The organism is Streptomyces sp. DG2A-72 (assembly GCF_030499575.1).
Classification (GTDB): Bacteria; Actinomycetota; Actinomycetes; order Streptomycetales; family Streptomycetaceae; genus Streptomyces.
The window spans coordinates 8,604,480-8,630,586 of record NZ_JASTLC010000001.1; the positions used below are offsets into that span (position 1 = coordinate 8,604,480).

At 71.8% G+C, this 26,107-nt stretch carries 21 protein-coding genes and 1 pseudogene; 16 read left to right on the forward strand and 6 right to left on the reverse strand.

The genetic code is table 11. The features are described 5' to 3' along the window. Positions 1–3 precede the first annotated feature (3 nt). On the reverse strand, positions 4–747 hold the full coding sequence (locus QQY66_RS40960) for an SDR family oxidoreductase (RefSeq protein ID WP_301985468.1): 744 nt from the start codon (positions 745–747) through the stop codon (positions 4–6). A gap of 112 nt (positions 748–859) precedes the next feature. Between QQY66_RS40960 and QQY66_RS40965 the strand changes: the two genes are divergently transcribed. The 3 genes from QQY66_RS40965 (at position 860) to QQY66_RS40975 (ending at position 2,891) form a co-directional block, all read left to right on the forward strand. Continuing rightward, complete coding sequence (locus QQY66_RS40965; RefSeq protein WP_301985469.1) at positions 860–1,672, forward strand: AIM24 family protein; 813 nt, start codon at positions 860–862, stop codon at positions 1,670–1,672. A gap of 74 nt (positions 1,673–1,746) precedes the next feature. Beyond that, on the forward strand, positions 1,747–2,373 hold the full coding sequence (locus QQY66_RS40970; protein WP_301985470.1) for a dihydrofolate reductase family protein: 627 nt from the start codon (positions 1,747–1,749) through the stop codon (positions 2,371–2,373). Between the two features lie 131 nt (positions 2,374–2,504). Beyond that, complete coding sequence (locus QQY66_RS40975) at positions 2,505–2,891, forward strand: ribonuclease domain-containing protein (RefSeq protein ID WP_301985472.1); 387 nt, start codon at positions 2,505–2,507, stop codon at positions 2,889–2,891. Positions 2,892–2,951: 60 nt separating this feature from the next. Here the strand turns inward: QQY66_RS40975 and QQY66_RS40980 are convergent, their stop codons facing one another. Further along, entirely contained in the window at positions 2,952–3,152 is a 201-nt protein-coding gene (locus QQY66_RS40980) for a hypothetical protein (protein WP_301985473.1), read from the reverse strand. A gap of 180 nt (positions 3,153–3,332) precedes the next feature. On the opposite strand from QQY66_RS40980, the gene QQY66_RS40985 reads away from it, so the two are divergent. The 3 genes from QQY66_RS40985 to QQY66_RS40995 all read left to right on the forward strand — a co-directional run bounded on the left by QQY66_RS40985 (position 3,333) and on the right by QQY66_RS40995 (position 6,574). Next, on the forward strand, positions 3,333–4,583 hold the full coding sequence (locus QQY66_RS40985) for a histidine kinase (RefSeq protein ID WP_301985474.1): 1,251 nt from the start codon (positions 3,333–3,335) through the stop codon (positions 4,581–4,583). Between the two features lie 47 nt (positions 4,584–4,630). Continuing rightward, on the forward strand, positions 4,631–5,311 hold the full coding sequence (locus QQY66_RS40990; RefSeq protein WP_301985475.1) for a response regulator transcription factor: 681 nt from the start codon (positions 4,631–4,633) through the stop codon (positions 5,309–5,311). Positions 5,312–5,395: 84 nt separating this feature from the next. Further along, a complete protein-coding gene (locus QQY66_RS40995; protein WP_301985476.1) occupies positions 5,396–6,574 on the forward strand; it encodes a cytochrome P450 in 1,179 nt (392 codons plus the stop codon). 255 nt (positions 6,575–6,829) lie between these two features. Here the strand turns inward: QQY66_RS40995 and QQY66_RS41000 are convergent, their stop codons facing one another. Continuing rightward, the gene (locus tag QQY66_RS41000; RefSeq protein WP_301985477.1) at positions 6,830–7,852 is read right to left on the reverse strand and encodes a Gfo/Idh/MocA family oxidoreductase; all 1,023 of its coding nucleotides are present in this window, start codon (positions 7,850–7,852) and stop codon (positions 6,830–6,832) included. 130 nt (positions 7,853–7,982) lie between these two features. Between QQY66_RS41000 and QQY66_RS41005 the strand changes: the two genes are divergently transcribed. The 8 genes from QQY66_RS41005 (at position 7,983) to QQY66_RS41040 (ending at position 18,901) form a co-directional block, all read left to right on the forward strand. Beyond that, on the forward strand, positions 7,983–8,720 hold the full coding sequence (locus QQY66_RS41005) for a GntR family transcriptional regulator (protein ID WP_301987660.1): 738 nt from the start codon (positions 7,983–7,985) through the stop codon (positions 8,718–8,720). A gap of 229 nt (positions 8,721–8,949) precedes the next feature. Beyond that, positions 8,950–10,134, forward strand: coding sequence for an ROK family glucokinase (locus QQY66_RS41010; protein ID WP_301985478.1), 1,185 nt, complete (start codon positions 8,950–8,952; stop codon positions 10,132–10,134). Next, positions 10,131–10,712, forward strand: coding sequence for a sugar kinase (locus tag QQY66_RS41015; protein WP_301985479.1), 582 nt, complete (start codon positions 10,131–10,133; stop codon positions 10,710–10,712). The genes QQY66_RS41010 and QQY66_RS41015 overlap by 4 nt, the downstream gene beginning before the upstream one ends. Before the next feature lie 103 nt (positions 10,713–10,815). After that, a complete protein-coding gene (locus tag QQY66_RS41020; RefSeq protein ID WP_301985480.1) occupies positions 10,816–13,650 on the forward strand; it encodes a DEAD/DEAH box helicase in 2,835 nt (944 codons plus the stop codon). Further along, positions 13,647–15,917: an SWIM zinc finger family protein gene (locus QQY66_RS41025; protein ID WP_301985481.1), complete on the forward strand. Its 2,271-nt coding sequence runs from the start codon at positions 13,647–13,649 to the stop codon at positions 15,915–15,917. The genes QQY66_RS41020 and QQY66_RS41025 overlap by 4 nt, the downstream gene beginning before the upstream one ends. A 157-nt stretch (positions 15,918–16,074) precedes the next feature. After that, positions 16,075–17,370: a 4-carboxymuconolactone decarboxylase gene (gene pcaC / locus QQY66_RS41030; RefSeq protein WP_301985483.1), complete on the forward strand. Its 1,296-nt coding sequence runs from the start codon at positions 16,075–16,077 to the stop codon at positions 17,368–17,370. A 70-nt stretch (positions 17,371–17,440) separates the two neighbouring features. After that, the gene (locus QQY66_RS41035) at positions 17,441–18,076 is read left to right on the forward strand and encodes an MBL fold metallo-hydrolase (protein WP_301985484.1); all 636 of its coding nucleotides are present in this window, start codon (positions 17,441–17,443) and stop codon (positions 18,074–18,076) included. 45 nt (positions 18,077–18,121) lie between these two features. Next, entirely contained in the window at positions 18,122–18,901 is a 780-nt protein-coding gene (locus QQY66_RS41040) for an exodeoxyribonuclease III (protein ID WP_301985485.1), read from the forward strand. 120 nt (positions 18,902–19,021) lie between these two features. On the opposite strand, the pseudogene QQY66_RS41045 reads toward QQY66_RS41040, so the two are convergent. Further along, positions 19,022–19,934: pseudogene (locus QQY66_RS41045) on the reverse strand (SGNH/GDSL hydrolase family protein); the annotation flags it as partial. Between the two features lie 201 nt (positions 19,935–20,135). On the opposite strand from QQY66_RS41045, the gene QQY66_RS41050 reads away from it, so the two are divergent. After that, entirely contained in the window at positions 20,136–20,543 is a 408-nt protein-coding gene (locus tag QQY66_RS41050; protein WP_301985486.1) for a DUF6278 family protein, read from the forward strand. A 247-nt stretch (positions 20,544–20,790) separates the two neighbouring features. Here the strand turns inward: QQY66_RS41050 and QQY66_RS41055 are convergent, their stop codons facing one another. Then, complete coding sequence (locus QQY66_RS41055; protein ID WP_301985488.1) at positions 20,791–21,549, reverse strand: hypothetical protein; 759 nt, start codon at positions 21,547–21,549, stop codon at positions 20,791–20,793. Positions 21,550–21,631: 82 nt separating this feature from the next. Here QQY66_RS41055 and ggt point away from each other — a divergent pair, with 82 nt between their 5' ends. After that, entirely contained in the window at positions 21,632–23,431 is a 1,800-nt protein-coding gene (ggt, locus tag QQY66_RS41060) for a gamma-glutamyltransferase (protein ID WP_301985489.1), read from the forward strand. 58 nt (positions 23,432–23,489) lie between these two features. Here the strand turns inward: ggt and QQY66_RS41065 are convergent, their stop codons facing one another. Then, positions 23,490–26,015 (reverse strand): ATP-dependent Clp protease ATP-binding subunit, encoded by a 2,526-nt coding sequence (locus tag QQY66_RS41065; RefSeq protein WP_301985490.1) that lies wholly within the window; start codon positions 26,013–26,015, stop codon positions 23,490–23,492. Positions 26,016–26,107: the final 92 nt, after the last annotated feature.

A 26,107-nucleotide genomic window follows, 5' to 3' on the forward strand; every position in this document is an offset into this window, starting at 1 on the left:
CCGTCACGCGGCGTGTCCGCCGTCCACCGCGAACTCGGCGCCCGTGACATAGTCGGCCCCCGCCAGGTACGCGACCATCGACGCCACCTCCTCGGACGTGCCGAAACGCCCCAGCGCCGTCATCTCCGCCTGGCCGGGCGCGTACGGCCCGTCCACCGGGTTCATGTCCGTGTCGATGGGCCCGGGGTGGACGATGTTCGCCGTGATCCCGCGCGCACCCAGCTCGCGGGCCAGGGCCTTCGTCATGCCGATCAGGGCCGACTTGCTGGTCGCGTAGAGCGTGCCGCCCGGCCCCGGCACCCGCTGGGTCATGCAGGTACCGATCGTGATGATCCGGCCGCCCGCCGACATCCGCGCGGCGGCTGCCTGGGAGGCCAGGAACACCCCGCGCACGTTCACGGCGAGCAGCCGGTCGACATCGCTGACCGACAGGCTCTCCAGCGGCCCGAGCAGGCCGACGCCCACGTTGTTCACCAGCACATCCAGCCCGCCCAGCGCCTCCGCCGTACGCGTCACCGCCCCGGCCGCCTCCCGCGCGTCCGCGGAGTCCGCGCGCAGGGCCACCGCCCGTCGCCCGAGCGCCTCGACGGCCCGTACGACGTCCTCGGCCGCATCCTTGCCGTTCACGTAGGTGACGGCCACGTCCGCGCCCTCCCGGGCCAGCCGCAGTGCCGTGGCCGCGCCGATGCCGCGGCTGCCGCCGGTCACCAGGGCCACCTTGCCGTTGAGAGTTCCGTATGAAGTCATGCACCCATCCCAGCGGCGGGGGCTCCGCGGTGCTGGCGGCGAACGGACGTCGAGGTCGCCCGGTCGGACGCATCGCCGGAACTCTTGACTCCACTTCCGGCGTTCTCCCGGCGTGACACTTCAGCAAGAGATCGTCGGCAACGCCATGCAGATGGCGGTCGTCAGCCTGCAGCCCGGCCAAACTGTGTACTGCGAGGCCGGAAAGTTCCTGTTCAAGACGGTGAACGTGACCATGGAGACCCGTCTGACGGGCCCCTCGAACGGTCAGCAGCCCCAGGGCGGCTCGGGCGGCGGCATGGGCGGCATGCTGCGCCAGGCCATGGGCACCGCCATGCAGGTCGGCCAGCGCGTCCTCGCGGGTGAGTCGATCGCGTTCCAGTACTTCACCTCATCGGGCGGCGAGGGCACCGTCGGTTTCGCGGGCGTGCTCCCGGGCGAGATGCGCGCCCTCGAACTCGACGGCACGCGCGCGTGGTTCGCCGAGAAGGACGCATTCGTCGCCGCCGAGTCCACCGTCGACTTCGGGATCGCCTTCCAGGGCGGCAGGACCGGCATGAAGGGCGGCGAGGGCTTCGTCCTGGAGAAGTTCACCGGCCACGGCACGGTGATCATCGCCGGCGCCGGCAACTTCATCGACCTGAACCCGGCCGACTTCGGCGGCCGTATCGAGGTCGACACCGGCTGCGTCGTCGCCTTCGAGGAGGGCATCCAGTACGGCGTCCAGCGCGTCGGCGGACTCAACCGCCAGGGCGTGATGAACGCCGTCTTCGGCGGGGAGGGACTGTCCCTGGCCACCCTGGAGGGCAACGGCCGTGTCATTCTCCAGTCCCTCACCATCGAGAGCTTGGCCAACGCCCTGAAGAAGGCCCAGGGCGGCGACAAGCAAGGACCCACGGGCGGGCTCTTCTCGACCCACGCGGGCTGAACCGATGAGTTGCGGGTGCCGGTGGGGTCTGAGCTGATGACAGCAGACCCCACCACAGAGAGAAGGCATCCGCCATGGGCAAGCTCGTCTCCCAGATCTTCGTCAGCCTCGACGGCGTCTACCAGGCACCGGGCGGCCCGCAGGAGGACACCCGGGGCGGCTTCGAGCAGGGCGGCTGGACCGTGCCCTACGCCGACGAGGACTTCGGCGCGTTCGTCACCGAGGTCTTCGGCAGCGTCGACGCGTTCCTCCTCGGCCGCCGCACCTACGACATCTTCGCCGGGTACTGGCCGAAGGTGACCGACCCGGCCGACCCCGTCGCCTCCAAGCTGAACGCCCTGCCGAAGTACGTCGCCTCGTCCACCCTCACCGACCCCGAGTGGTCCGGCACCACCGTGCTCAGCGGCGACCTGGCCAAGGAGGTCACCGCCCTCAAGGAGCACACCGACGGCGAGATCCAGGTTCACGGCAGCGGCGCGCTTCTGCAGTCCCTGTTCGCCCTCGACCTCGTCGACACCGTCCACCTGCTGACCTTCCCGGTCGTGCTGGGCGCCGGCTTCCGGCTCTTCCCGGAGGGTGCGGTGCCGACCGCCTTCCGGCACAGCGGTGGACGGATCACCTCGACGGGCGTCTCCATCCAGTCGTACGACCTCGCGGGCCGCCCGGAGTACGGCACGTACGAGCTGCCCGAGAATGCCTGACCATCTGCCGCCCGGCCTGCGTGAAGACGCCGGGCGGCAGGTTAACTTCCCGAAAACTCATCGGACTTGAGGGGAAATTCTCTGGAGTTGACATTGACATGCCACTGTCTACGCGCGTCATCATGTGGAGCATGAGATTCCCCCCACGAATCACCCGCATCGGCGCCGCAGCCGCCGTCCTGTCCGCCCTTCTCATCGGCGGCACCGTCACCGCCACCCCGGCGGCCGCCGCCGTCGGCAGCATCTGCTACAGCGACCTGCCCTCCCAGGCGCACGACACGCTCGACCTGATCGAGCAGGGCGGCCCGTTCCCGTACGAACAGGACGGGACGGTCTTCCAGAACCGCGAAGGCATCCTTCCCTCCCAGTCGACCGGGTACTACCACGAGTACACGGTCATCACGCCGGGTTCGTCTACGCGCGGAGCTCGCCGGATCGTCACCGGTGAGGAGAACCAGGAGGACTACTACACCGCGGACCACTACGAGTCGTTCGACCTGGTCGACTACGGCTGCTGAGCCCGGCGACCAGGTCGACCACCGAGGAACGGTGCGACCGGCCGGAAGCCCGGTCCGCGCTCAGCCGGACTTCCGGCTCTCGGCGGCGGCGAACAACGCGAACCCCAGCACCAAGAACGCGACGCTCGCGTAGATCCCGTAGCCGTCGAGAAGGTCGATCCTCTGCACGAGGCCGATCTTCCAGTCGGTGAACTCGTGCACGAGACCCATCGCGCCCTGCGCCAGGGCGATGAAACCGAGTAGCTCCAGCAATTCCTTCATGGTGAGAACACTCGCCCCGCGGACCCCCCACAGTCATCGGCCGCGGGGCGAGGCCAGTTCGACGGAAGTCCTTGTTCCGTCCGCGGCCCCGCGTCGAAAGTCTGCGGCGGTGCGACTTTGGTCGTCGATCATGCGTACGGGGGAGGTGGAGCGGGCCCGCACTGCGTAGATTTGTCGACCGTGACTGGTGACAAGGCGGAGCAAGCTGTGTCGGCGTTCCAGGGGCGCCGGTGGCTGTTCCCGTCCGCCGTGGTCCATGAGCTCGACCCCGATGCCGGCGAGTCCGGGCGGCGACCGCGGCGCACCGCACGGGACTGGGTCGTCGACTTCTCCTGCTTCCTGCTGGCCGTCCTGATCGGCCTGGCAGCAGCTGACACCGTGAACGGAGACCCGAACACCTCGCGATCACTCGCCGCCGTCGACCAGTTGCTCGGCGCCCTCGCCTGTGCCCTGGTCTGGCTGCGCCGCCGCTGGCCGGTCGGGCTCGCCGTCGTCATGATTCCCCTCGGCTTCGTTTCGAGCACCGCGGGTGGCGCCGGCCTGATCGTCTTCTTCTCGCTCGCCGTGCACCGGCCCTTCAAGTACGTGGCCTGGCTCGGCGGCATCTCCCTCGTGGGGGTCCCGCTCTACTTCTGGTGGCGCCCGGAGCCCGGCCTGCCGTACCTGGCGGCGGTCGCGCTCACCGTGCTGCTCAGCGTCTCGGCCATCGCCTGCGGCCTGCTCGTACGGTCCAAGCGGCAGCTCATGGTGAGCCTGCGCGACCGCGCCCGGCGCGCCGAGACGGAGGCGCAGCTGCGCGCCGAGCAGGCGCAGCGGCTGGCCCGCGAGGCCATCGCCCGGGAGATGCACGACGTGCTCGCGCACCGGCTGACGCTGCTGAGCGTGCACGCCGGTGCGCTGGAGTTCCGGCCCGACGCACCGCAGGCGGAGGTCGCGCGGGCGGCGGGCGTCATCCGGGAGAGCGCGCACGAGGCGCTGCAGGACCTGCGGGAGATCATCGGCGTGCTGCGGGCCGGCGACCCCGACGAGGCCGGCCGTCCGCAGCCGACGCTCGCCGCGCTGGACGCCCTGGTCGCCGAGTCACGCGAGGCCGGCATGAAGGTCACCCTCGACAACCGCGTCACCGACCCCGCCGCCGTCCCGGCCTCCGTCGGCCGCACCGCGTACCGCATCGCCCAGGAGGGCCTGACCAACGCCCGCAAGCACGCCCCCGGCACCGAGGTCACCGTGTCCGTCGCGGGCGGACCGGGGGAGGGCCTGACCGTAGGCGTACGGAACCCGGCACCCGACGGCGAGGTTCCACCCGTGCCCGGCTCCGGGCAGGGCCTGATCGGACTGACGGAGCGGGCAACGCTGGCCGGGGGACGGCTCGCGCACGGGCCGGAGGGGGACGGGGGATTCGGGGTGCGGGGCTGGCTGCCGTGGGGGTGACAGGCTCTGGCCAACTCAGCCGACGCGACCGTGATTACGTAGGGCCCATGACTGCGATCAGAGTGCTCCTCGTCGACGACGATCCCCTCGTACGGGCCGGGCTGTCCTTCATGATGGGCGGCGCCGGCGACATCGAGATCGTCGGGGAGGCGGCCGACGGCCGTGAGGTCGAGGCGCTCGTCGACCGCACCAGCCCGGATGTCGTCCTGATGGACATCCGGATGCCGTCGATGGACGGGCTGACGGCCACCGAGCTGCTGCGCGACCGCAAGGACGCCCCGCAGGTCGTGGTCCTGACCACCTTCCACGCTGACGAGCAGGTACTGCGGGCGCTGCGCGCCGGTGCCGCCGGATTCGTCCTGAAGGACACCCCGCCCGCCGAGATCGTCGACGCGGTGCGCCGGGTCGCGGCCGGCGACCCCGTCCTGTCGCCCTCCGTCACCCGCCGGCTGATGGAGCACGCGGCCGGTGCCGCGGCCGACACCCGGCGGGCACGCGCGCGTGCCCGCATCGAGGCCCTCAACGACCGTGAACGCGAGGTCGCCGTCGCGGTCGGCCGGGGTCTGTCCAACGCCGAGATCGCCGCCACCCTCTTCATGAGCGTGGCCACCGTCAAGACCCATGTCTCCCGCATCCTGGCCAAGCTCGACCTCAACAACCGTGTGCAGATCGCCCTGTTGGCGTACGACGCGGGACTTCTGGAGGAATCCGAGGAGGACGGGCACTGATCGCGGGCGTCGGGCGTTGTCTGTGTGTCGAGGCTGTTGCGCGGGGGCTGTTGTGCGGGGGATGTTGTGCGAGGGGGGAGGGCCATGACGGACGTCATCGACATGGGGGAGTTCGGCGAGGGGTTCCGCGTGAACCCGCATCCGGCGTACGCGCGCCTGCGTGCCGAAGGCCCCGTCCACCGGGTCCGGCTGCCCGAGTGGCACTCCGAGGTGTGGCTCGTCGTCGGGCATGAGGAGGCGCGTACGGCACTCGCCGAGCCACGGCTGTCCAAGGACGGCGCCAAGATCGGCCTGAAGTCCCTCGACGAGGAGCTGATCGGGAAGAACCTGCTGGTCACCGACCCGCCCCAGCACACCCGGCTGCGCGGCCTGATCTCCCGCGCCTTCACCATGCGCCGCGTGGAGGCACTGCGCCCGAGGATCCAGCAGATCACGGACGAGCTGCTCGACGCGATGCTGCCGCAGGGCCGCGCCGACCTGGTGGAGTCCCTGTCCTATCCGCTGCCGATCACCGTCATCTGCGAACTGCTCGGCGTGCCCGAGATGGACCGCGCGGAGTTCCGCAAGATGTCCACGGAGGCGGTCGCACCGAGCAGCCCGGGCAGCGAGCACGACGCCTACGTCCGCCTCGGCGGGTACTTCACCGACCTGATCGAGGACAAGCGCTGCGCCGGGCCGAGCGGCGACCTGCTGAGCGACCTGATCCGCACCACCGCCGAGGACGGCGACCGGCTCTCCCCGGACGAACTGCGGGGCATGGCCTTCATCCTGCTCATCGCGGGCCACGAGACCACGGTCAACCTCATCACCAGCGGCGTCCACTCCCTGCTCACCCACCCCGACCAACTCGCCGCGCTGCGCGCCGACATGAGCCTCCTCGACGGCGCCATCGAGGAGATGCTGCGCCATGAGGGCCCGGTGGAGACGGCGACGTTCCGGTATGCCGCGGAGCCCCTGGAGCTGGGCGGCGTCCGGATCGACAAGGGCGAACCGGTGATGATCGGCCTCACCGCTGCCAACCGCGACGCGAGCCGCTACCCCGCTCCCGACACCTTCGACATCCGCCGTGACGCCCGCGGCCATGTCGCCTTCGGCCATGGCATCCACTTCTGCCTGGGCGCCCCGCTGGCCCGCCTCGAAGCGCGTACGGCGATACGGTCGCTGCTCGACCGCGCCCCCGGCCTCGCCTTCGACGGCCCGCCCGGCGAGTGGCTCCCGGGCATGCTGATGCGCGGGATGCGCAGCCTGCCGGTGCGCTGGTGAGCGGCAGAGCGCGGGGAGCCTCAGCCGACGGGGCCTTGGGCGCCGTGGCCGACGGCGCGCTGAGAGCTGCGGCTGACTGCGCCCCGCAAGCCGTGGCTGACTGCGCCCTGCAAGCCGTGGCTGACCGCGCCCCGCAAGCTGTGGACGACGCTGCCCTGAAGGCCGTAGATGCTGCGGACCGCTGAGGCGGCGCGGCCCTGCCGCCATCCCGCTGTCGTCCGTCCCCTCGCTGTCGTCCGCCCCGTCGGCGTCCGATTACACCGTCGCGGACGCGGAGCCCCCCGGGATCTCCGCGAGCCGTACCGGTCTTCGCTCGCGCCGGGACACGTCGCAGGCCTCGGCGATCCGCAGCGACTGCAGGGCCTCGCGGCCGTCGCACGGGTTGGCGCGCTCGCCCCGCACCACCTCGATGAACGCGGCCAGTTCGGCCTCGTAGGCGGGCCCGAAGCGTTCCAGGAAGCCGGTCCACGGCTTGTCGGCGGCCGGTGGCCCGGTCGGTTCGGTGGACGCGATGGGCGTACGGTCGTCCAGTCCGACCGCGATTTGGTCCAGCTCCCCGGCGAGTTCCATGCGGACGTCGTACCCCGCCCCGTTCAGCCGCGTCGCCGTGGCTGTGGCGAGCGTGCCGTCGTCGAGGGTGAGGACGGCCGCGGCCGTGTCGATGTCACCGGCCTGCCGGAACATCGCGGGACCGGCGTCGGACCCGGCCGCGTAGACGTCGACCACCTCGTGCCCCGTCACCCAGCGCAGCACGTCGAAGTCGTGGATCAGGGAGTCCCGGTACAGCCCGCCGGACAGCGGCAGATACGCGGCCGGCGGCGGCGCCTGGTCCGAGGTCAGCGCCCGCACGGTGTGCAGCCGCCCCAGCCGTCCGGAGCGCACCGCCTCCCGGGCCCCCGCGTAGCCGGCGTCGAAGCGGCGCTGGAACCCCATCTGGAGAACTGTCCCCGCGGTCTCGACCTCGCTGATCGCCTGCAGGGTGCCCGGCAGGTCGAGGGCGATCGGCTTCTCGCAGAACACGGGCAGCCCCGAGCGTGCCGCCCGGCCGATCAGTTCGGCGTGGGCCGATGTCGCCGTCGTGATCACCACGGCGTCCACGCCCCACCGGAAGATCTCGTCCACCCCTGGTGCGGCCGTCTCCCCCAGTTGCTGTGCCAGTTCCTGTGCTCTCTCCCGGTTCGCGTCCGTGAGGATGAGGGACCCGACTTCCCGATGGCGACTGAGCGTGTTCGCGTGGATGGTGCCGATCCGCCCCGTACCGATGACCCCGATGCGCATGAAAACAAAACTGCGGCCCAGGCCCGCACCCTGTCAATGCATATGTCCGGACAATCGAACTACACAACTTCCCGTCAACCGCCCACGGAGCTACGCTCGGCCCGTGCCGAAACCAGAAGTGGACCCGACCGTGCAGCTCGACCTCAGTGTGGACCGAAGCAGTCCGGTGCCGTTGTACTTTCAGCTGTCCCAGCAGCTCGAAGCGGCGATCGAGCACGGAACGCTCACCCCCGGCAGCCTGCTGGGCAACGAGATCGAACTCGCCGCACGTCTCGGACTGTCCCGGCCCACCGTCCGCCAGGCCATCCAGTCCCTGGTCGACAAGGGCCTGCTGGTCCGCCGCCGGGGCGTCGGCACCCAGGTCGTGCACAGCCAGGTCAAACGCCCGCTGGAACTCAGCAGCCTCTACGACGACTTGGAGGCGGCCGGCCAGCGCCCCGCGACCCGGGTCCTCGTCAACACGGTCGTCCCCGCGTCCGCCGAGGTCGCGGCCGCCCTCGGCGTCGGTGAGGACAGCGAGGTCCACCGCGTGGAACGGCTGCGGCTGGCGCACGGCGAGCCGATGGCGTACCTGTGCAACTTCCTGCCGCCCGGGCTGCTCGACCTGGACACCGCGCAACTGGAGGCCACCGGCCTGTACCGGCTGATGCGCGCCGCCGGGATCACCCTGCACAGTGCCCGTCAGTCGATCGGCGCCCGCGCCGCCGGCGCCGCCGAGGCCGAACGGCTCGGCGAGCCCGAGGGCGCCCCGCTGCTCACCATGCAGCGCACCACCTTCGACGACACCGGGCGCGCGGTCGAGTTCGGTACCCACACCTACCGGCCGACGCGCTACTCCTTCGAGTTCCAGCTCCTCGTACGACCGTAGGAACGGTAGTCGGAATCCGTCCATGGGCCCTCTATTCGTCTCAATGTCAGGACAAAGAGACTGCCTCACGCGCCCTATAGGAGCGGGGGGCTGTTTCGATATGCGGCTCCGCCGCGTGGGCGCGACAAGCCCCCACGCACCCGCACCCGGCATCGCGCCGGTAGTCCGGGTAGTCCCCTTTGCAGGCCCGTACAGCACCTGCGGTCACCGTGAGGCAGAATCGGCGGTGATGAGCAACTACCGCGATCTACCGTTCCCCAGAGCACTGAGCAACGTCGGTGTGCCAGGCGCCCCCATCGGTTCCCGCCGCGCGCCCACGCTCCGCACAGTCGGTACAAGGGAACGCCGCTCCCACCTCACCGCCCCCCGCGTGCCAACCGTCGGCATCGACATCGGCGGCACCAAGGTGATGGCGGGCGTCGTGGACGCCGACGGCAACATCCTGGAGAAGCTCCGCACGGAGACCCCGGACAAGTCCAAGAGCCCGAAGGTCGTCGAGGACACCATCGTCGAACTGGTCCTGGACCTGTCCGACCGGCACGACGTGCACGCCGTCGGCATCGGCGCGGCCGGCTGGGTCGACGCCGACCGCAACCGCGTACTGTTCGCGCCTCACCTGTCCTGGCGCAACGAACCGCTGCGCGACCGCATCGCCGGCCGCCTCGCGGTCCCGGTCCTGGTGGACAACGACGCCAACACCGCCGCCTGGGCGGAGTGGCGCTTCGGCGCAGGCCGCGGCGAGGACCACCTCGTCATGATCACGCTCGGCACCGGCATCGGCGGCGCGATCCTGGAGGACGGGCAGGTCAAGCGCGGCAAATACGGCGTCGCCGGCGAGTTCGGCCATATGCAGGTCGTGCCCGGGGGCCACCGCTGCCCCTGCGGCAACCGCGGCTGCTGGGAGCAGTACAGCTCCGGAAACGCCCTGGTCAGAGAGGCACGTGAGCTCGCGGCGGCCGACTCCCCGGTGGCGTACGGGATCATCGAGCACGTCAAGGGCAACATCGGCGAGATCAGCGGCCCGATGATCACCGAGCTGGCCCGCGAGGGCGACGCCATGTGCATCGAACTGCTTCAGGACATCGGCCAGTGGCTCGGCGTCGGCATCGCCAACCTCGCGGCGGCACTCGACCCCTCCTGCTTCGTGATCGGCGGCGGCGTGTCCGCGGCCGACGACCTGCTGATCGGCCCCGCGCGGGACGCGTTCAAGCGGCAGCTCACCGGCCGCGGCTACCGGCCGGAAGCCCGGATCACCCGCGCCCAGCTCGGCCCCGAGGCGGGCATGGTCGGCGCCGCCGACCTCGCCCGCCTGGTCGCCCGCCGCTTCCGCCGCGCCAAACGCCGCCGGGTCGAGCGCTACGAGCGCTACGAGCGGTACGCGGAGGCCCGCCGCGAAGCCCGGGAGGCGCTGTGACGGCCCAGCTGCCCCATCAGGCCCCGCCCGCGGACGAGCAGCCCGGGCAGAGCGAGGCCCGCGGCCGGGTGATCCGCCGCCGGGCGCTCACCCTGCTCATCATCGTGCTGCTCATCGGCGTACCGGCCGGCTATTTGGTGATCTCCGCCGCGCAGAGCCGGGACAGTGGCCGCGACAAGGAGGAGAAGTACGCGGCGCGGGGCCTCACCTCCGCCTGGCCGTCGAAGGTCCAGCGCCGCCTCTACCAGGTGCCGATGCCCCACCCGTCGGGCAAGGTCGCCTACTACGAGACGAACAACTGGAAGACCAGCCGGCTCTACGTCCAGTTCCAGACCCCCAACGCGAACCTGGACGTCTTCCTCAAGGACCTGGGCACCAGCCGGGCCGAGCTGAAGCGGGACAAGATCACCATCGGGAAGCGCGACCAGAAGGTCACCGGCTGGAACTTCTCGAGCCCCGGCCCCTGGTACGGCCTGGTCCACGAGCAGCGGGACCCGCGGCCCACGCAGCAGGTCATGGTGAGCCTGGGCGATCCGAACAACCCGTTCATCTACGTCGTCTCGCGCGTCATCCCCTGAGGGTCCGGGCCCGCCCGGGCCGGTGGCCGGGGCCGATTGTCAGACCCCGCCCGTAGAGTCGAAGACGTCTGATCCGACACACGGGCGGGAGGTGACAGGACGTATGACCGAGGCGACCGCGGTGGCCGACCGGGCGGGGGAGTCCGTACCCCTCCGACTGGCGGCCGTCTTCCTGCCCGCATCCGTCCCGCGCGAGGGCCGGATCGCCTTCTGGGACCCCGAAGGCGACATGGGCGGCGACTTCTCGAGCGGCGACGGCGTCGGTCGTACGGAGCTGACAGTCGTACGACGTCATGGCACCGGAGCGCGGCGCAGGCCCGCCCCGGCGCTGTCGCTGCCGGTCGGCGAGGCACTGCCGCTGCTGGTGCGGGCACGGCGCGACCCCGCCGCACACCCGGCCACCGCCTGCTGGGGAGCCGCCGCGCTGCACGCGCTGCGGCTCGCGGCCCGCGGACGCCTGCTGCCGGGGCTGACCCCGTCCGGGCACGACGCCTGGCGGGCAGGGCCCCTCGAACCGGACGACATCGCGCACCTGCGTGCGGTCGCGGCGGCGCTTCCGCCCGAGGGGCATGCCGTGCCCCTGCCTGGTCCCGGACCGCTTCGGCTGCCCGAACCGGAGGCGCTGATGCGCGCCTTCCTCGACGCGGTCGCGGATACCCTGCCCCGCACCCCCGCCGCGCCGTACGTCTCCGGCAGGCCCTTCGCGGACTCCCGTCCGCAGCATCTGCCGGATGCCCACGACTGGGCCGCGGAGGTCGCCGCCGGCATGGACGCGGGCGTGCGGATCTCGCTCCGGCTGGACCTGTCGGCGTACGACCTGTTCGACGGGGGCGAGTGGATCCGCAGCACCGGTGCGGCGATCGTCCAGGTGCACAGTCTCGCCGACCCCACGCTCGTCGTCGACGCGGCGGCTCTGTGGGCGGGTGAGGCGGACGCGGCGTTCGGTCCACGCGCGCACGTGGACGCCGCCCTCGCCGTGCGCCGCGCGGCTCGCGTCTGGCCGCCGCTGGACCGGCTCGCCGAACAGGACGTGCCCGACGTACTGGCCCTGACCGAGGGAGAGCTGGGTGAGCTGCTCGGTGCCGCGGCCACCCGGCTCGCCGCGGCCGGGGTCGCCGTGCACTGGCCGCGGGACCTGGCGCAGGACCTCACCGCGGCAGCGGTCGTACGGCCCGCGCCGGGCTCGGCGACCGACGGCACCGGCTTCTTCGAGAGCGAGGAACTCCTCCAGTTCCGCTGGCAGTTGGCACTCGGTGGCGACCCGCTCACCGAGGCCGAGATGGACGCGCTCGCCGAGGCGCACCGACCCGTCGTACGCCTCAGGGACCAGTGGGTCCTCGTCGACCCGGCGCTCGTCCGCAAGGCCCGCAAGCGTGAACTGGGCCTGCTCGACCCGGTGGACGCGCTGTCCGTCGCGCTGACCGGCAGCGCGGAGGTCGACGGCGAGACCGTGGACGCGGTGCCGACCGGCGCGCTGGCCGCCCTGCGCGACCGGCTGACGGCGGGGGTGCGGCCCGTCGAGCCGCCGCCGGGGCTGCGCGCCCGGCTGCGGGACTACCAACTCCGGGGCCTGGCCTGGCTCGACCTCATGACCTCTCTCGGCCTCGGCGGCTGTCTCGCCGACGACATGGGCCTCGGCAAGACGATCACGCTGATCGCGCTGCACCTGAAGCGGGCCCGCAGCGAGCCCACCCTGGTGATCTGCCCGGCCTCCCTGCTCGGCAACTGGCAGCGGGAGATCACCCGTTTCGCGCCCGGCGTCCCCGTCCGCCGCTTCCACGGCCCTGACCGCACCCTGGACGACCTGGACGGCGGTTTCGTCCTCACGACGTACGGCACGATGCGCTCGGCGGCGCCGACACTGGCCCAGCAGGCTTGGGGCATGGTCGTCGCGGACGAGGCCCAGCACGTCAAGAACCCGTACTCGGCGACCGCGAAGGCGCTGCGCACGATCCCGACACCGGCGCGGGTGGCCCTGACCGGCACGCCGGTGGAGAACAACCTCTCCGAGCTGTGGGCGCTGCTGGACTGGACGACACCGGGACTGCTCGGCCCGCTGAAGTCCTTCCGGTCCCGGCACGCGCGCGCCGTGGAGAACGGCGAGGACGAGGAGGCGGTGGAGCGGCTGGCCCGCCTGGTCCGCCCCTTCCTGCTGCGCCGCAAGAAGTCCGACCCCGGCATCGTTCCCGAGCTGCCGCCCAAGACGGAGACGGACCACCCCGTTCCGCTCACCCGGGAACAGGCCTCGCTCTACGAGGCGGTGGTGCGCGAGTCGATGCTGGCCATCGAGACCGCGCAGGGGATCGCCCGCCGCGGCCTGGTACTGAAGCTGCTGACCTCGCTGAAGCAGATCTGCAACCACCCGGCGCTGTACCTCAAGCAGGAGATCCGGGGCGACGGCCTCGCCGCCCGCTCCGGCAAACTGGCCCTGCTGGACGAGCTGTTGGACACCCTGCTGGCGGAGGACGGCTCGGCGCTGGTCTTCACGCAGTACGTCGGGATGGCCCGCCTGATCACCTCCCACCTGGCCGGTCGAGCGGTCCCCGTGGACCTGCTGCACGGCGGCACACCCGTACCCGAGCGGGAGCGGATGGTGGACCGCTTCCAGAGCGGCGCGACGCCGGTCCTGGTGCTGTCGTTGAAGGCGGCGGGCACCGGTCTGAACCTCACCCGCGCGGGCCATGTCGTCCACTTCGACCGCTGGTGGAACCCGGCCGTCGAGGAACAGGCCACCGACCGCGCCTATCGCATCGGCCAGACCCAGCCGGTCCAGGTCCACCGCCTCATCACCGAGGGCACCGTCGAGGACCGCATCGCCGAGATGCTCGAATCCAAGCGCGCCCTCGCCGACGCGATCCTCGGCTCCGGCGAGTCCGCCCTCACGGAACTGACGGACCGTGACCTGTCCGACCTCGTCTCGCTACGGAGGGAGCCATGACCTCCCGCCCCGCCGACGAGGCACGCCGAGCCCTCAGGGCGGCCCGGGAGCGTGTGAGCCGTCCTGAGGCTGCTTCCGGTGGACAGCGGTCTGGAGGAGCGGACGCGGAGCACGGCGAGGACGTAACGGCTCCCGAGGAGGCGGTGACCACCGGCCGGCTCGCGACTGGCGCGGCGCGACCTGGGGATGAGCAGGCTACGGGTGGGGCGGGGCGAGCTGAGGACGAAGAGGCTTGGGGTTGGGCGGCGCGTCCTGGGCACGACGAGGCTGCGGGTGGGGCGGGGCGAGCTGAGGACGAAGAGGCTCGGGGTTGGGCGGCGCGTCCTGGGCACGACGCGGCTGCGGGCGACGACGTACGGCGGACTGCCAGGGACACCTCAGGAGGAGCACCCCGGCCGAGTGACGCGGCCCGGGCGGCGCTGCGCGACGCCGCCACCGGCAGGCGTGCCGCCGCGGCAGACAAGGCTGTCGGTGCCTCGACTGCCGACGCGTCGGCCGGTGCGGCCGTTGGGGAGATCTCCGCCGAGGAGGGGAGCCGGGTTCGCGACGAGGGGTCCGAGGGCGTTGCCCGCGACCGGGCCGTGACCGGGCAGCGACAGGGCCGCGGGACGGCGACGCACGCCCGTAAGGCCCCGGAGGGCTCAGCCGACGCCCTGGCGGCGCGTCCCGCGGATGTCGCACGCCAGGCGTTGCGTGCCGCTCGTGGTGAGGGGCGGGAAGAGGGGGCGGACCGTGCGGACGGGGGAGTCGAGCCTGCGCCCAGGCCGAGTCCCCGGGCTCGGACCGCGCCTGCGGAAGCGCGTGGCGGGCGCGCCCGCGCCGCCCAGGGCAGAGCTCATGCCCTGTCGGACCTCGTCGCCGACGCCTTCCGGATGCCGGCCGCGGACGACCTGCCTGAGGAGGAGTCCCGCGAGACCTCCATGTCCGCCCGCCACCCAGGCTCGCCGAACGCCCTCGCCCGCCCCGACACTCGGGTACCCACCCGCTCCCGACCTCACTCGAGCGCGGGCACCCTGCGCGCCGGGACCGCCCTCACCGAACTGCGCCGCACCTTCCCCGCGTTCGCGCCGCTCCCCTCGGACGGTGGTGGATTCGCGGCGACCTGGTGGGGAAATGCATGGGTCGCGGCGCTGGAAGAAGGGGCGCTGGATGCGAAGCGGCTGGCTCGGGGACGTGGATATGCGCAGCAGGGGAATGTGCAGGCCATCACCGTCACGCCCGGTCTCGTCCTCGCGTATGTGCAGGGCAGCCGACCCCGGCCCTACCGCGTACAGCTGCGCCTGCGCACGTTGGAGGACGCCGACTGGGAGCGGTTCCTGGACACCGCCGCCGAGCGGCCCGGGCATATCGCCGCGCTGTTGGACAGGGAGTTGCCGCAGTCCCTGGCGGATTGCGGAGTGCCGTTGCTCCCCGGCCCCGGTGACCTTGTCCCGCAGTGCAGTTGCCCCGACCGCGGCCACCCCTGCAAGCACGCTGCCGCGCTCTGCTACCAGACGGCACGGCTGCTGGACGCCGACCCCTTCGTCCTGCTTCTGCTGCGCGGTCGCGGAGAGCGGGAACTGCTCGATGCCCTCTCCCGTCGCAACGCCGCCCGCGCCGCACAGGAGCGGGAACCGGCGCCGCTCCCGGGGGTACGGGCCACTGAGGCGCTCGCGCCGCGTCCACTCCCGCCCCTCCCCGCTCAGCCGCCCGCACCCCCGCACCCCGGGCAACCCCCGGTCTACCCGGCCGCGCCGGGCGGCCCGGACCCCTTCGCGCTGGACCAGTTGGCGACCGACGCGGCCCTCCGCGCCCACACGCTGCTCGCCACCGGCCGTGACCCGGTCGCCGAACTGACGCTGTGGCAGGACGCGGTGCGGCTCGCCGCGGCCCGCCCGGGTTCCGGACTCACCGCCGGTACCCGCGCCCTGTACTCCTCGCTCGCATCCGCCGCCGGCCGCACCCCTGCCGAGCTGGCGCGTGCGGTCGCGGCCTGGCGCCAGGGCGGCATCGAGGGCCTCGCCGTCCTCGAAGAACCCTGGGACCCGCCCGCCGGCCGCTTCGACCGGGCACGCCCCCTCCTCCTCGCCGCCGACCTCCCCGCCTTCCGCCCTTGGCGCAACCGCCTCACCCACCCCCGCGGCCACGTCCAGCTCCGCCTGGGCCGAGACGGCATCTGGTACCCGTACGAATCGGAACCCGGCCACGACGACTGGTGGCCCCGCGGCACCCCCGACCTGGACCCGGTCGGCGCGCTGACGGGCTTGGGCACGTCGCCGGAAGAGTGAGGACCCCGCACTGCCGCGACGTCGCGATGCGACACAGCTGCTGAGACGGGTATCCGGTGAAGGTCGTGTGAGAGTTCCCCGCTGATGTGCGGGAGCCAGGTGTGAGGACTTGGGGTCCAGGGGGCCGGTGCTCAGAAACGGCGGTTAGCGTGGAGCGGTGAGTGAGACGAAGACCCCCGCCCTCCAGTACCGGTTCGACGGCCCGGAAGACGCCCCGGTCCTCATCCTCGGCCCCTCGCTCGGCACGACGTGGCACATGTGGGACAGGCAGGTCCCCGAGCTGACGAAGCAGTGGCGCGTCTTCCGGTTCGATCTGCCGGGACACGGCGGCGCACCGGCGTACCCGGCGGGCTCGGTCGCCGAGGTGGCCGACCGGCTGCTCGCCACGCTCGACGGGCTCGGCGTGCAGCGCTTCGGCTACGCGGGCTGCGCGCTCGGCGGCGCCGTCGGTGTGGAGCTGGCCCTGCGGCACCCGGAGCGCCTCGCCTCGCTCGCGCTGATCGCCGCCTCGCCCCGCTTCGGCACGGCCGACGAGTTCCGGCAGCGCGGGGTGATCGTGCGCACGAACGGGCTCGACCCCATCGCCCGTACCTCCCCGGACCGCTGGTTCACCGGCGGGTTCGCCGCCGCGCAGCCCGCGATCACCGAGTGGGCGGTGCAGATGGTGCGCACCACCGACCCCGGCTGCTACATAGCCGCCTGCGAGGCGCTCGCCTCCTTCGACGTCCGTCCGGAACTCGGCCGCGTCGGCGTCCCCACCCTCGTGCTCGTCGGCTCGGACGACCAGGTCACCGGCCCCGCCGAGGCCCGCACCCTGGTCGCCGGAATACCGGACGCGCGGCTCGCGGTGGTTCCCGGCGCCTCCCACCTGGTGCCCGTCGAACAGCCCGCGGCCGTCACCGACCTGCTCGTCCGGCACTTCTCCACCGCCTGGCAGCCCGCCTACGACTCCTCCACCGGACAGGTCGCCATCCCGGCGGCCCCGGTCAAGCCGGTCCTGGCCGCACCGCCGCAGCCCGCGCCCATCGCCGAGATCGCCGCGGCCGTCGTACCGCCGCAGCCCACGGCGCGGCAGGATCCGTACGAGGCCGGGCTCAAGGTGCGCCGCGAGGTGCTCGGCGACGCGCATGTCGACCGGGCACTGGCGCAGGCCGACGAATTCTCCGGGGACTTCCAGGAGTTCATCACCCGGTATGCGTGGGGCGAGATCTGGGACCGGCCGGGCCTCGACAGACGGGCCCGCAGCTGTGTCACCCTCACCGCCCTGGTCGCGGGCGGGCATCTGGACGAACTCGCCTTCCACACCCGGGCCGCCCTGCGCAACGGCCTCACCCCCGTCGAGATCAAGGAAGTGCTGCTGCAGGCGGCCGTCTACTGCGGCGTACCGGCGGCGAACAGCGCGTTCAAGGTGGCCCAGGGGGTCATCCGCGAGGAGACCACTCCCACGGAGTGATCGCCGGCCGGGTATCGAAAGCACCACGCTGACCGGCCCTCGGCCCGCTCACCGGAGGCAGGATGGTGCCATGAAGCTCACGAAGAAGTCGCACGCCTGTATCCGTCTCGAGAAGGACGGGCGGACGCTCGTCCTCGACCCCGGGGGATTCAGCGAGGAGGACGCCGCGGTCGGCGCGGACGCGATCCTCGTCACACACGAGCACCCCGACCACTTCAACGAGGAGCGGCTGCGGTCGGCCATGGAGGCCAACCCGGCCGCCGAGATCTGGACCCTCAAGTCCGTCGCGGACAAGATCTCGACCGCCTTCCCCGGCCGCGTGCACACCGTCGGCCACGGCGACACCTTCACCGCCGCGGGCTTCGACGTCCAGGTCCACGGCGAACTGCACGCCGTGATCCACCCGGACATCCCCCGCATCACCAACGTCGGCTACCTCGTCGACGGCGGCCGCGTCTTCCACCCCGGCGACGCGCTCACCGTCCCCGACCGTGCCGTGGAGACGCTGATGCTCCCGGTCATGGCCCCCTGGAGCAAGATCTCCGAGGTCATCGACTATGTCCGCGAGGTCAAGCCGCAGCGCGCGTACGACATCCACGACGCCCTGCTCACCGACCTGGCCCGGCCGATCTACGACAACCAGATCGGCGCTCTCGGCGGCGCGGAGCATCTGCGGCTGACCCCGGGGGCGTCGGCGGAGGTCTGAGAACCCCGGGCCGCGTTGTCAGACCCGCCCGGTAGGTTGTGGGACATGCGCATCGCGACCTGGAACGTGAACTCGATCACCGCCCGCCTGCCGCGGCTCCTGGCCTGGCTGGAGAGCAGCGGCACCGACGTGCTCTGCCTCCAGGAGGCCAAGGTCGCCGAGGACCAGTTCCCGTCCGCCCAACTGCGCGAGCTCGGCTACGAGTCGGCGGTCCACGCGACCGGCCGGTGGAACGGCGTGGCGGTGCTCTCCCGCATAGGCCTGGAGGACGTCGTCAAGGGCCTGCCCGGCGACCCCGGCTTCGACGGCGTGGTCGAGCCCCGCGCCATCTCCGCGACCTGCGGCCCGGTCCGCGTCTGGTCGGTGTACGTGCCGAACGGCCGTGAGGTGGATCACCCTCACTACGCCTACAAGCTCCAGTGGTTCGAGGCCCTGAAGGCGACCGTCGCGGGCGACGCGTCCGGCAGCCGCCCGTTCGCGGTGATGGGCGACTACAACGTGGCCCCGACGGACGACGACGTCTACGACGTGGCCGCCTTCGAGGGCTCCACCCACATCACCCCCGCCGAGCGCGCGGCCCTGGCCTCCCTGCGCGAGGCAGGCCTGTCGGACGTCGTGCCCCGCCCCCTCAAGTACGACCACCCGTTCACGTACTGGGACTACCGCCAGCTCTGCTTCCCCAAGAACCGCGGCATGCGCATCGACCTGGTCTACGGCAACGAGCCGTTCACCAAGGCGGTCAAGGACTCCTACGTGGACCGAGAAGAACGCAAGGGCAAGGGCGCGTCGGACCACGCACCGGTGGTAGTGGACCTCGACGTATAACCGGCCTGCGCTGCAGCGCCCCGCAAGGGGCGCGGGGAACTGCGCGACCAGCGCCCACCGGCCCGCAGGTCAATCACCCAGCTACAACAGCCGCAGGTCCACAGACTCCGGCAAGCGCAGCGCCTGCGCCCCCGCCGGGATCTCGACGCCCGCCGCGCCCCGGAAGGCCAGCGGGACCGGCACGTCCCGCGCCTCGGCGCCCGCCGCCTGGACCGCCACCGTCGCGCTCCCGATCCGCACGGGCGCCGCCGCGAAGGTGTTGTCGAACCGCAGCCGCACCCGCGGTCCGCCCACCGAGGTGTGCACGACCAGCCGCAGGGTCCGGTCCGCCCAGGGCCCCACGGCCGGGTAGCCGGACGTCGCAGCCGCCCAACTGCCGGTCCAGCCCCGGGTGGCCGCCCGCACGGACAGCGCGAACACATGCAGCCCGGGCACGCTGGGCAGCCGTACCGAGGCGACCTCGTGTCCCGCCACGACCGGGACCGTCACGACGTACAGCCGTGCCTTCTCGGCGAGTTGACCGCCGGGCGTGTTCACGTGCGGCAGCGCGACCGCCTTCGTCGCGAGCGGGCCGGTGCGCCAGTCGGGGGCGGTCAGCCGGTACGTCGAGACGGAGCCGTCCTGGTACGACACCATGCCGGTGCCGCTCACGTCGCCACCGTCCGTGCCCGCCACGAGGAAGGCGAGCGCGTCGCCATGGCCGCGGACCCGCACCGCCTGACCGTCGGCCCGTACGTTGTCCGGCTCGCCCGCCCCGACGCGCGGCCAGGTCAGCCGGGCGCCCTGCACGGTGAGCATGCGGCCGGATGTCCAGCCCGCCGCCCCTGAGGTCCTGCGCGGAGATCGAGGCGCCCGTGCCGTCGAAGTCGGCCTCGCCCGGCCGGGTGTCGTCGCTGACCGCGGTGTTGTCGAAGTGACGCGCGAGCGGCAGCGGCTCGGCGCCGGTCGTGGGGGCGGCACCCGCCGAGGTGACCCAGACCAGCGAGGCGAGCAGCGCGAGGACGACCGCGGGACTCCGGACCCATCGGCGCACGGCCGCTCCTCCCGGTCACTGCCTGACCTGGACCACATGAGGAAAACGACATGAAGCGAAGAGACTGAGGACGCATCGTGAAGCTGCGGAGGCGACCGTGACACGTCAATCAGGCAGGCGCCAGGCGGCGCGAAGTCGGTTGCGATCCGGGGTGCGCGCGCCTGTGGTGCGCACGGCGGTGCGAATGACAGGCTGGGAGGTATGAAGATCCCTTTTCTGGGCGACCGGAGCAAGAAGCCCGGGTTCCCCGACGCCGAGGGCATCGCCGAACTCCTCTCCGAGTGTGAACTGCTGCGCTCCCAGGCGTCCGAGGAGGGCGTCCAACTGGACGACTCCGCCGCCTCGTTGGAGGAACTCGACCAGCTGGTCCCGCGGTGGCGGGACGACGAGGAGATCCTGCCCTGGCTGGGCAACGACGCCGGGCTGTATCTGGGCACCGTCATCGTGCGCACCGTGCCAGGTGCCGCGTGGGAGATCTGGCCCAACGGCCAGCCGGTGATCCGGCTCGCCTCGGGGCGCGAGTTCGATGTCGTCGCCTCCGGCCAGGAATGGGCGTCCAGCGGAGTGCCCGAACTGTCGCAGCTGTACGCGGAGGTCGCGGAGGCGTGACCCTCCGCGTTAAATACGGCTAATGCCCGAAAGGTGCGTGTCGTGTGCTTATGCACCTCTTATCCTGGATAGTTTGCGGCAACCACGACACAGTTGAGAGCGGGGTAGGGGGCAGCAGTCACAGAGCCAGGCCCGCCCGGCGGCAGCCGGAGATCACTGCTCGCACTGCGGAGGCGAGGAGAAGGTCAGCTGCACGCCGGACGGGTTCCGCCTTTGCCGCAGCGCCCGTGGCCGTGCCCGGTGGGACTCAGGAGGCGCGGTGGGAGTTGCGCGGAGCCGCCGGGGCCGGCAGCGGCGTCTGCGCGGTCCGGGTGACATCGCCGACGAGTTCGACCACGTCCGGTCCGTAGGCCTGGGAGTTGATGACCTTCAGCAGCAGGACGAAGGAGTTGCTGCCGTGCTTGCGGGCCAGGCGCTCGTGGTTGCGGGCCAGATAGCGGGTCGCGGCCTGGTTGGTGATGGCACGCTGGCCGCAGAAGAGGAAGACCGGACGGCTCTGCTTCGGGTCGCCCGCGGTGAGCCGGGCCAGCAGCACGTACTCGGCGACGCCCGCCTCCAGACGGTAGCGCTCGCTGCCGATCTGGAAGGCGCCCCGGTCCGGGCCGGGTTCGGGGTCGATGTTGATCCGTATCCCGGGCAGCATCGCGGACATATGGGCCAGCATGCGCCGGTTCGACCCCGGGCCGCCCACACAGAACTCCGTGCGCTCGCCGAAACCCTGATGGACCGCGTCCTGCGTGATCACCTGGGTGTGCGCGCCACAGTCCTTGATCAGCGCGGACAGCTCCAGCAGGGCGAACACGTCGAAGCGGTGCACCGCCGGTTCGGAGGTGGCCGGGTCGCGGTTGACGACGAGCAGTGACTCCGAGTTCTCCGGCAGCCCGAAGAAGGCCTGCTTGCGGCGGAGTTTGCGCTTCCACACATAGGTCCGGGCCAGCCAGCCGAGCGCGGCACTGATGCCTGCGGCCACCACGCCGAGGACGATGTTGCGTACGTCGTCATTCATGGGCGCGCATGGTAGCGGGTGCTCCTGACGGGGGCATGTCCATCCATTAGGCTGCGCGAACGGTCCCTGACTGGAGGTGCGGATGCGTCGTTCCGTCGCACGCAAGCTGTCGTTCCTGGCGGTCTCGGCCGCACTGGTGTCAGTGGGGGCGGCGGCGCCTCCCACCGCTTCCCGTCCGGCCGTCGAGAAGGTCCCCGTCGCCGTCGGCTACGGAGGTGCCGTCGCCAGCGTCGACGCGGACGCCTCCGCCGCCGGTATCGAGGTCCTGAAGGGGGGCGGCAACGCAGTCGACGCCGCCGTGGCCACGGCCGCCGCGCTCGGTGTCACCGAGCCCTACTCCTCCGGCATCGGCGGAGGCGGCTACTTCGTCTACTACGATGCCAAGTCCCGTACGGTGCACACGATCGACGGCCGTGAGACCGCGCCTCTGAGCGCCGACTCGCAGCTCTTCGTCGAGAACGGGAAGCCGGTCGCCTTCGCCGACGCCGTCAGCAGCGGTCTCGCCGTCGGCACTCCGGGCACGCCGGCCACTTGGCGGACGGCACTGGACAAGTGGGGCAGCACCAAGCTCGCGACGCTGCTCGAACCCGCCGAGCGCCTGGCCCGCGACGGCTTCACCGTCGACGACACGTTCCGCGCGCAGACCGCGTCGAACGAGACCCGGTTCCGCTACTTCCCGGACACGGCCGAGCTGTTCCTGCCGAACGGCCAACTCCCCGTGGTCGGATCCACGTTCAAGAACCCCGATCTCGCCCGCACCTACGAGGAGCTGGGCCGGGAGGGCGTCAAGGCCCTCTACCGCGGTGACCTCGCCGAGGACATCGTCGACACCGTCAACAACCCGTCCGTCGACCCGGATTCGGGCTGGAACGCCCGCCCGGGCGAGCTGTCGGCGGAGGATCTGGCGGCCTACCGCGCCAAGCTCCAGGCGCCGACCAAGACCTCGTACCGCGGCCTCGGCGTCTACTCCATGGCGCCCTCCTCCTCCGGCGGTACCACCGTAGGCGAGGCTCTCAACATCCTTGAGGGGACCGACCTTTCGAAGGCGAGCGAGGTGCAGTACCTGCACCGCTACATCGAGGCGAGCCGGATCGCGTTCGCGGACCGGGGGCGCTGGGTCGGCGACCCGGCCTTCGAGGACGTACCGACGAAGGAGCTGCTGTCCCAGCGGTACGCCGACTCGCGGGCGTGCCTCATCAAGGACGACGCCGTGCTCACCAGCCCGCTCGCGCCCGGCGATCCGCGTGATCCTGCGGACTGCGGTGCGGGAGGTACGGCGGCCGAGACGACGTACGAGGGCGAGAACACCACGCATCTGACGGTGGCCGACAAGTGGGGGAACGTCGTCTCCTACACGCTCACCATCGAGCAGACCGGCGGTAGCGGGATCACGGTGCCCGGACGCGGGTTCATCCTCAACAACGAGCTGACGGACTTCTCCTTCGCTCCGGCCAACCCGGCCGTCCACGACCCGAATCTGCCGGGGCCGGGCAAGCGGCCGCGGTCGTCCATCTCGCCGACGATTGTGCTGGACCAGTACAACAAGCCGGTCGTCGCGCTCGGTTCGCCCGGTGGGGCGACGATCATCACGACCGTGCTGCAGACGCTGACGGGGTTCTTGGACCGGGGGTTGCCGCTCGTCGACGCGATTGCGGCGCCGCGGGCGAGCCAGCGGAATGCTGCGCAGACCGAGCTTGAACCCGGGCTGTTCAACAGCCCGTTGAAGGCACAACTGGAGGCGATCGGGCACGGCTTCCGTCTGAACCCCGAGATTGGTGCGGCGACGGGTGTGCAGCGGCTGCCGGGTGGGAAGTGGCTGGCCGCTGCTGAGAAGGTGCGGCGGGGTGGTGGGGCGGCGCAAGTGGTGTACCCCGCGCCGTAGGCGTCTGCGGGTGCGTGGGGGCTGGTCGCGCAGTTCCCCGCGCCCCTTGCGGGGCGCTTCAGGCGTGGTCGGCTGATTGGTTCTCTGGGTTGAACTTCAAGCGGTCGGCCTCCGTGTCGACCCTTACCCGGTCGCCCTCCTTGACCTGGCCGTCCAGCAGCAGGCGGGACAGCTCGTTGTCGACCTCCCGCTGGATCGTGCGGCGCAGTGGCCTTGCGCCGTATTCCGGCTGGTAGCCGCGTTTCGCGAGCCAGTCGACGGCCGTGTCGGTGAAGTCGACCGTGACGCCCTGGGCGTGCAGGAGGCGACGGGTGCGCTCCAGCAACAGGGTGGTGATCTGGCGTAGTTGATCGCCTGTCAGCTGGCGGAAGACCACGATCTCGTCGATGCGGTTGAGGAACTCCGGCCGGAAGTGCTCGCGCAGCGGACGCAGGATCTGCTCGCGCCGTGCCTCCTCGTCGGCCTCGGTGCCGCCCGCTCCGAAGCCGATGCCCGCGCCGCGTCGGGTGATGGCCTCGGAGCCGAGGTTGCTGGTCATCACGATGACCGTGTTGGTGAAGTCGACGGTGCGGCCCTGGGCGTCGGTCAGCCGTCCGTCGTCCAGGACCTGGAGGAGGATGTTGAAGACGTCCGGGTGCGCCTTCTCCACTTCGTCGAGGAGGAGGAGGGAGTACGGGTGGCGGCGGACCACCTCGGTGAGCTGGCCGGCCTCCTCGTGGCCGACGTAGCCGGGCGGGGCGCCGATCAGGCGGCTGACGGTGTGCCGTTCCTGGTACTCGCTCATGTCGAGGCGGACCATGCGCTCCTCGCTGGCGAACAGGGCCTCGGCCAGCGCGCGGGCCAGTTCGGTCTTGCCGACGCCGGTCGGGCCGAGGAAGAGGAAGCTGCCGATCGGCCGGTCCGGGCTGGCGAGTCCGGCGCGGGAGCGCACCACCGCGTCGGAGACCACGCGGACCGCCTCGTCCTGGCCGACGACCCGCTCGTGCAGATGCTCCTCCAGGCCGAGCAGCCGGTCCTTCTCCTCCTCGGTGAGGCTGCTCACCGGGATGCCGGTCTGCCGGGACACCACCTCGGCGATCGCTTCCGCGGTGACCTCCAGGTCCTGTCCCTCGTCGGCCTTTCCTTCCCCGGTGTCGGTGATCCGCCGCTTCAGTTCGCCGATCCGGTCGCGCAGCTGCGTGGCCGTCTCGTACTGCTCGTCCGCGACCGCCTGGTCCTTGTCCCGGGTGAGCTGCTCGACCTCGCGCTCCAGGGCCCGTACGTCCGTGCCCTTCGTCCGGGCGTGCAGCCGCACCCGCGCGCCCGCCTGGTCGATCAGGTCGATCGCCTTGTCCGGCAGCCGTCGGTCGGTGAGATAGCGGTCGGACAGCTCCACGGCGGCCACCAGGGCCTCGTCGGCGTAGCGGACCTGGTGGTGGGCCTCGTAGCGGTCGCGCAGGCCGCGCAGGATCTCGATCGCGTCCGCGGCGGTCGGCTCGGGCACCAGGATCGGCTGGAAGCGGCGGGAGAGCGCCGCGTCCTTCTCGATCCTGCGGTACTCCTCCAGCGTCGTCGCGCCCACGATGTGCAGCTCGCCGCGGGCCAGCGCGGGCTTGAGGATGTTGCCCGCGTCCATGGACCCGCCGCCCTCGCCGCCTCCGCCGGCGCCGACCACGGTGTGCAGCTCGTCGATGAAGACGATCAGTTGGTCGGAGTGGGAGCCGATCTCACCCACGATGGTGTGCATCCGCTCCTCGAAGTCGCCCCGGTAGCGGGTGCCCGCGACCACGCCCGTCAGGTCCAGCGCCACGACCCGGCGCCCGCTGAGTACGTCCGGCACGTCACCGTCGGCGATGCGCTGGGCCAGGCCCTCGACGACCGCCGTCTTGCCGACGCCCGCGTCACCGATGAGCACCGGGTTGTTCTTGCCGCGCCGGGAGAGGACCTCGATGGTCTGCTCGATCTCCTCTTCCCGTCCGATCACCGGGTCGATCCGGCCCTGGCGGGCCAGGTCGGTGAGATCACGGCCGTACTTGTCCAGGGTCGGTGTCCCGGTGGCGCGCGGCTGTTCGGCGCGGGGCGGGGTGGCGTCCGGGGTCTCCGGCGGCAGGCCGGTGGGGGCGAAGCGGGCCGCGTGGAGGATGTGCCCGGCGGCCGAGTCGGGGTTCGCCGCCAGCGCGCTGAGCACGTGCTCCGGGCCGATGTAGCCGGTGCCGCGCGTCCGGGCCAGTTCGTGCGCGTCCAGCAGGGCACGCTTGACCGCGGGAGTCAGGGACAGCGCGGTGGGCGGCGGGGCCTCCTCCGGCGCGTGCTGGACCGGGCCGGAGCGCTCGTCGATCTCCGAGGCGAGGGAGTCCGGGTCCGCGCCGGCCCTGGCGAGCAGGCTCCGCGTGGGCTCGGTCGCGAGTGCGGCACGCAGCAGATGCTGGGTGTCCAGATCGCGGCTGCCGTGCTCGGCGGCGTACTGGGCGGCGCCGCGGACCAGCTCGCGGGCGGGTTGACTGAGCAGGCGGCCGATGTCGATCTGACGGGGGGCGGGGCGGGGGCCGCCGAAGAAGCGGGCGAGGAATTCGCTGAGGGGGTCGGAGTCGAAGCCGCTGGTCATCGCATGTCCGTTCCGCTGATCTACGTGCCGGTGCGGACGAGTGCCCAATGCGGGGCCCCGCTACACCCGGGCTTCTACAACACCTTGGCACG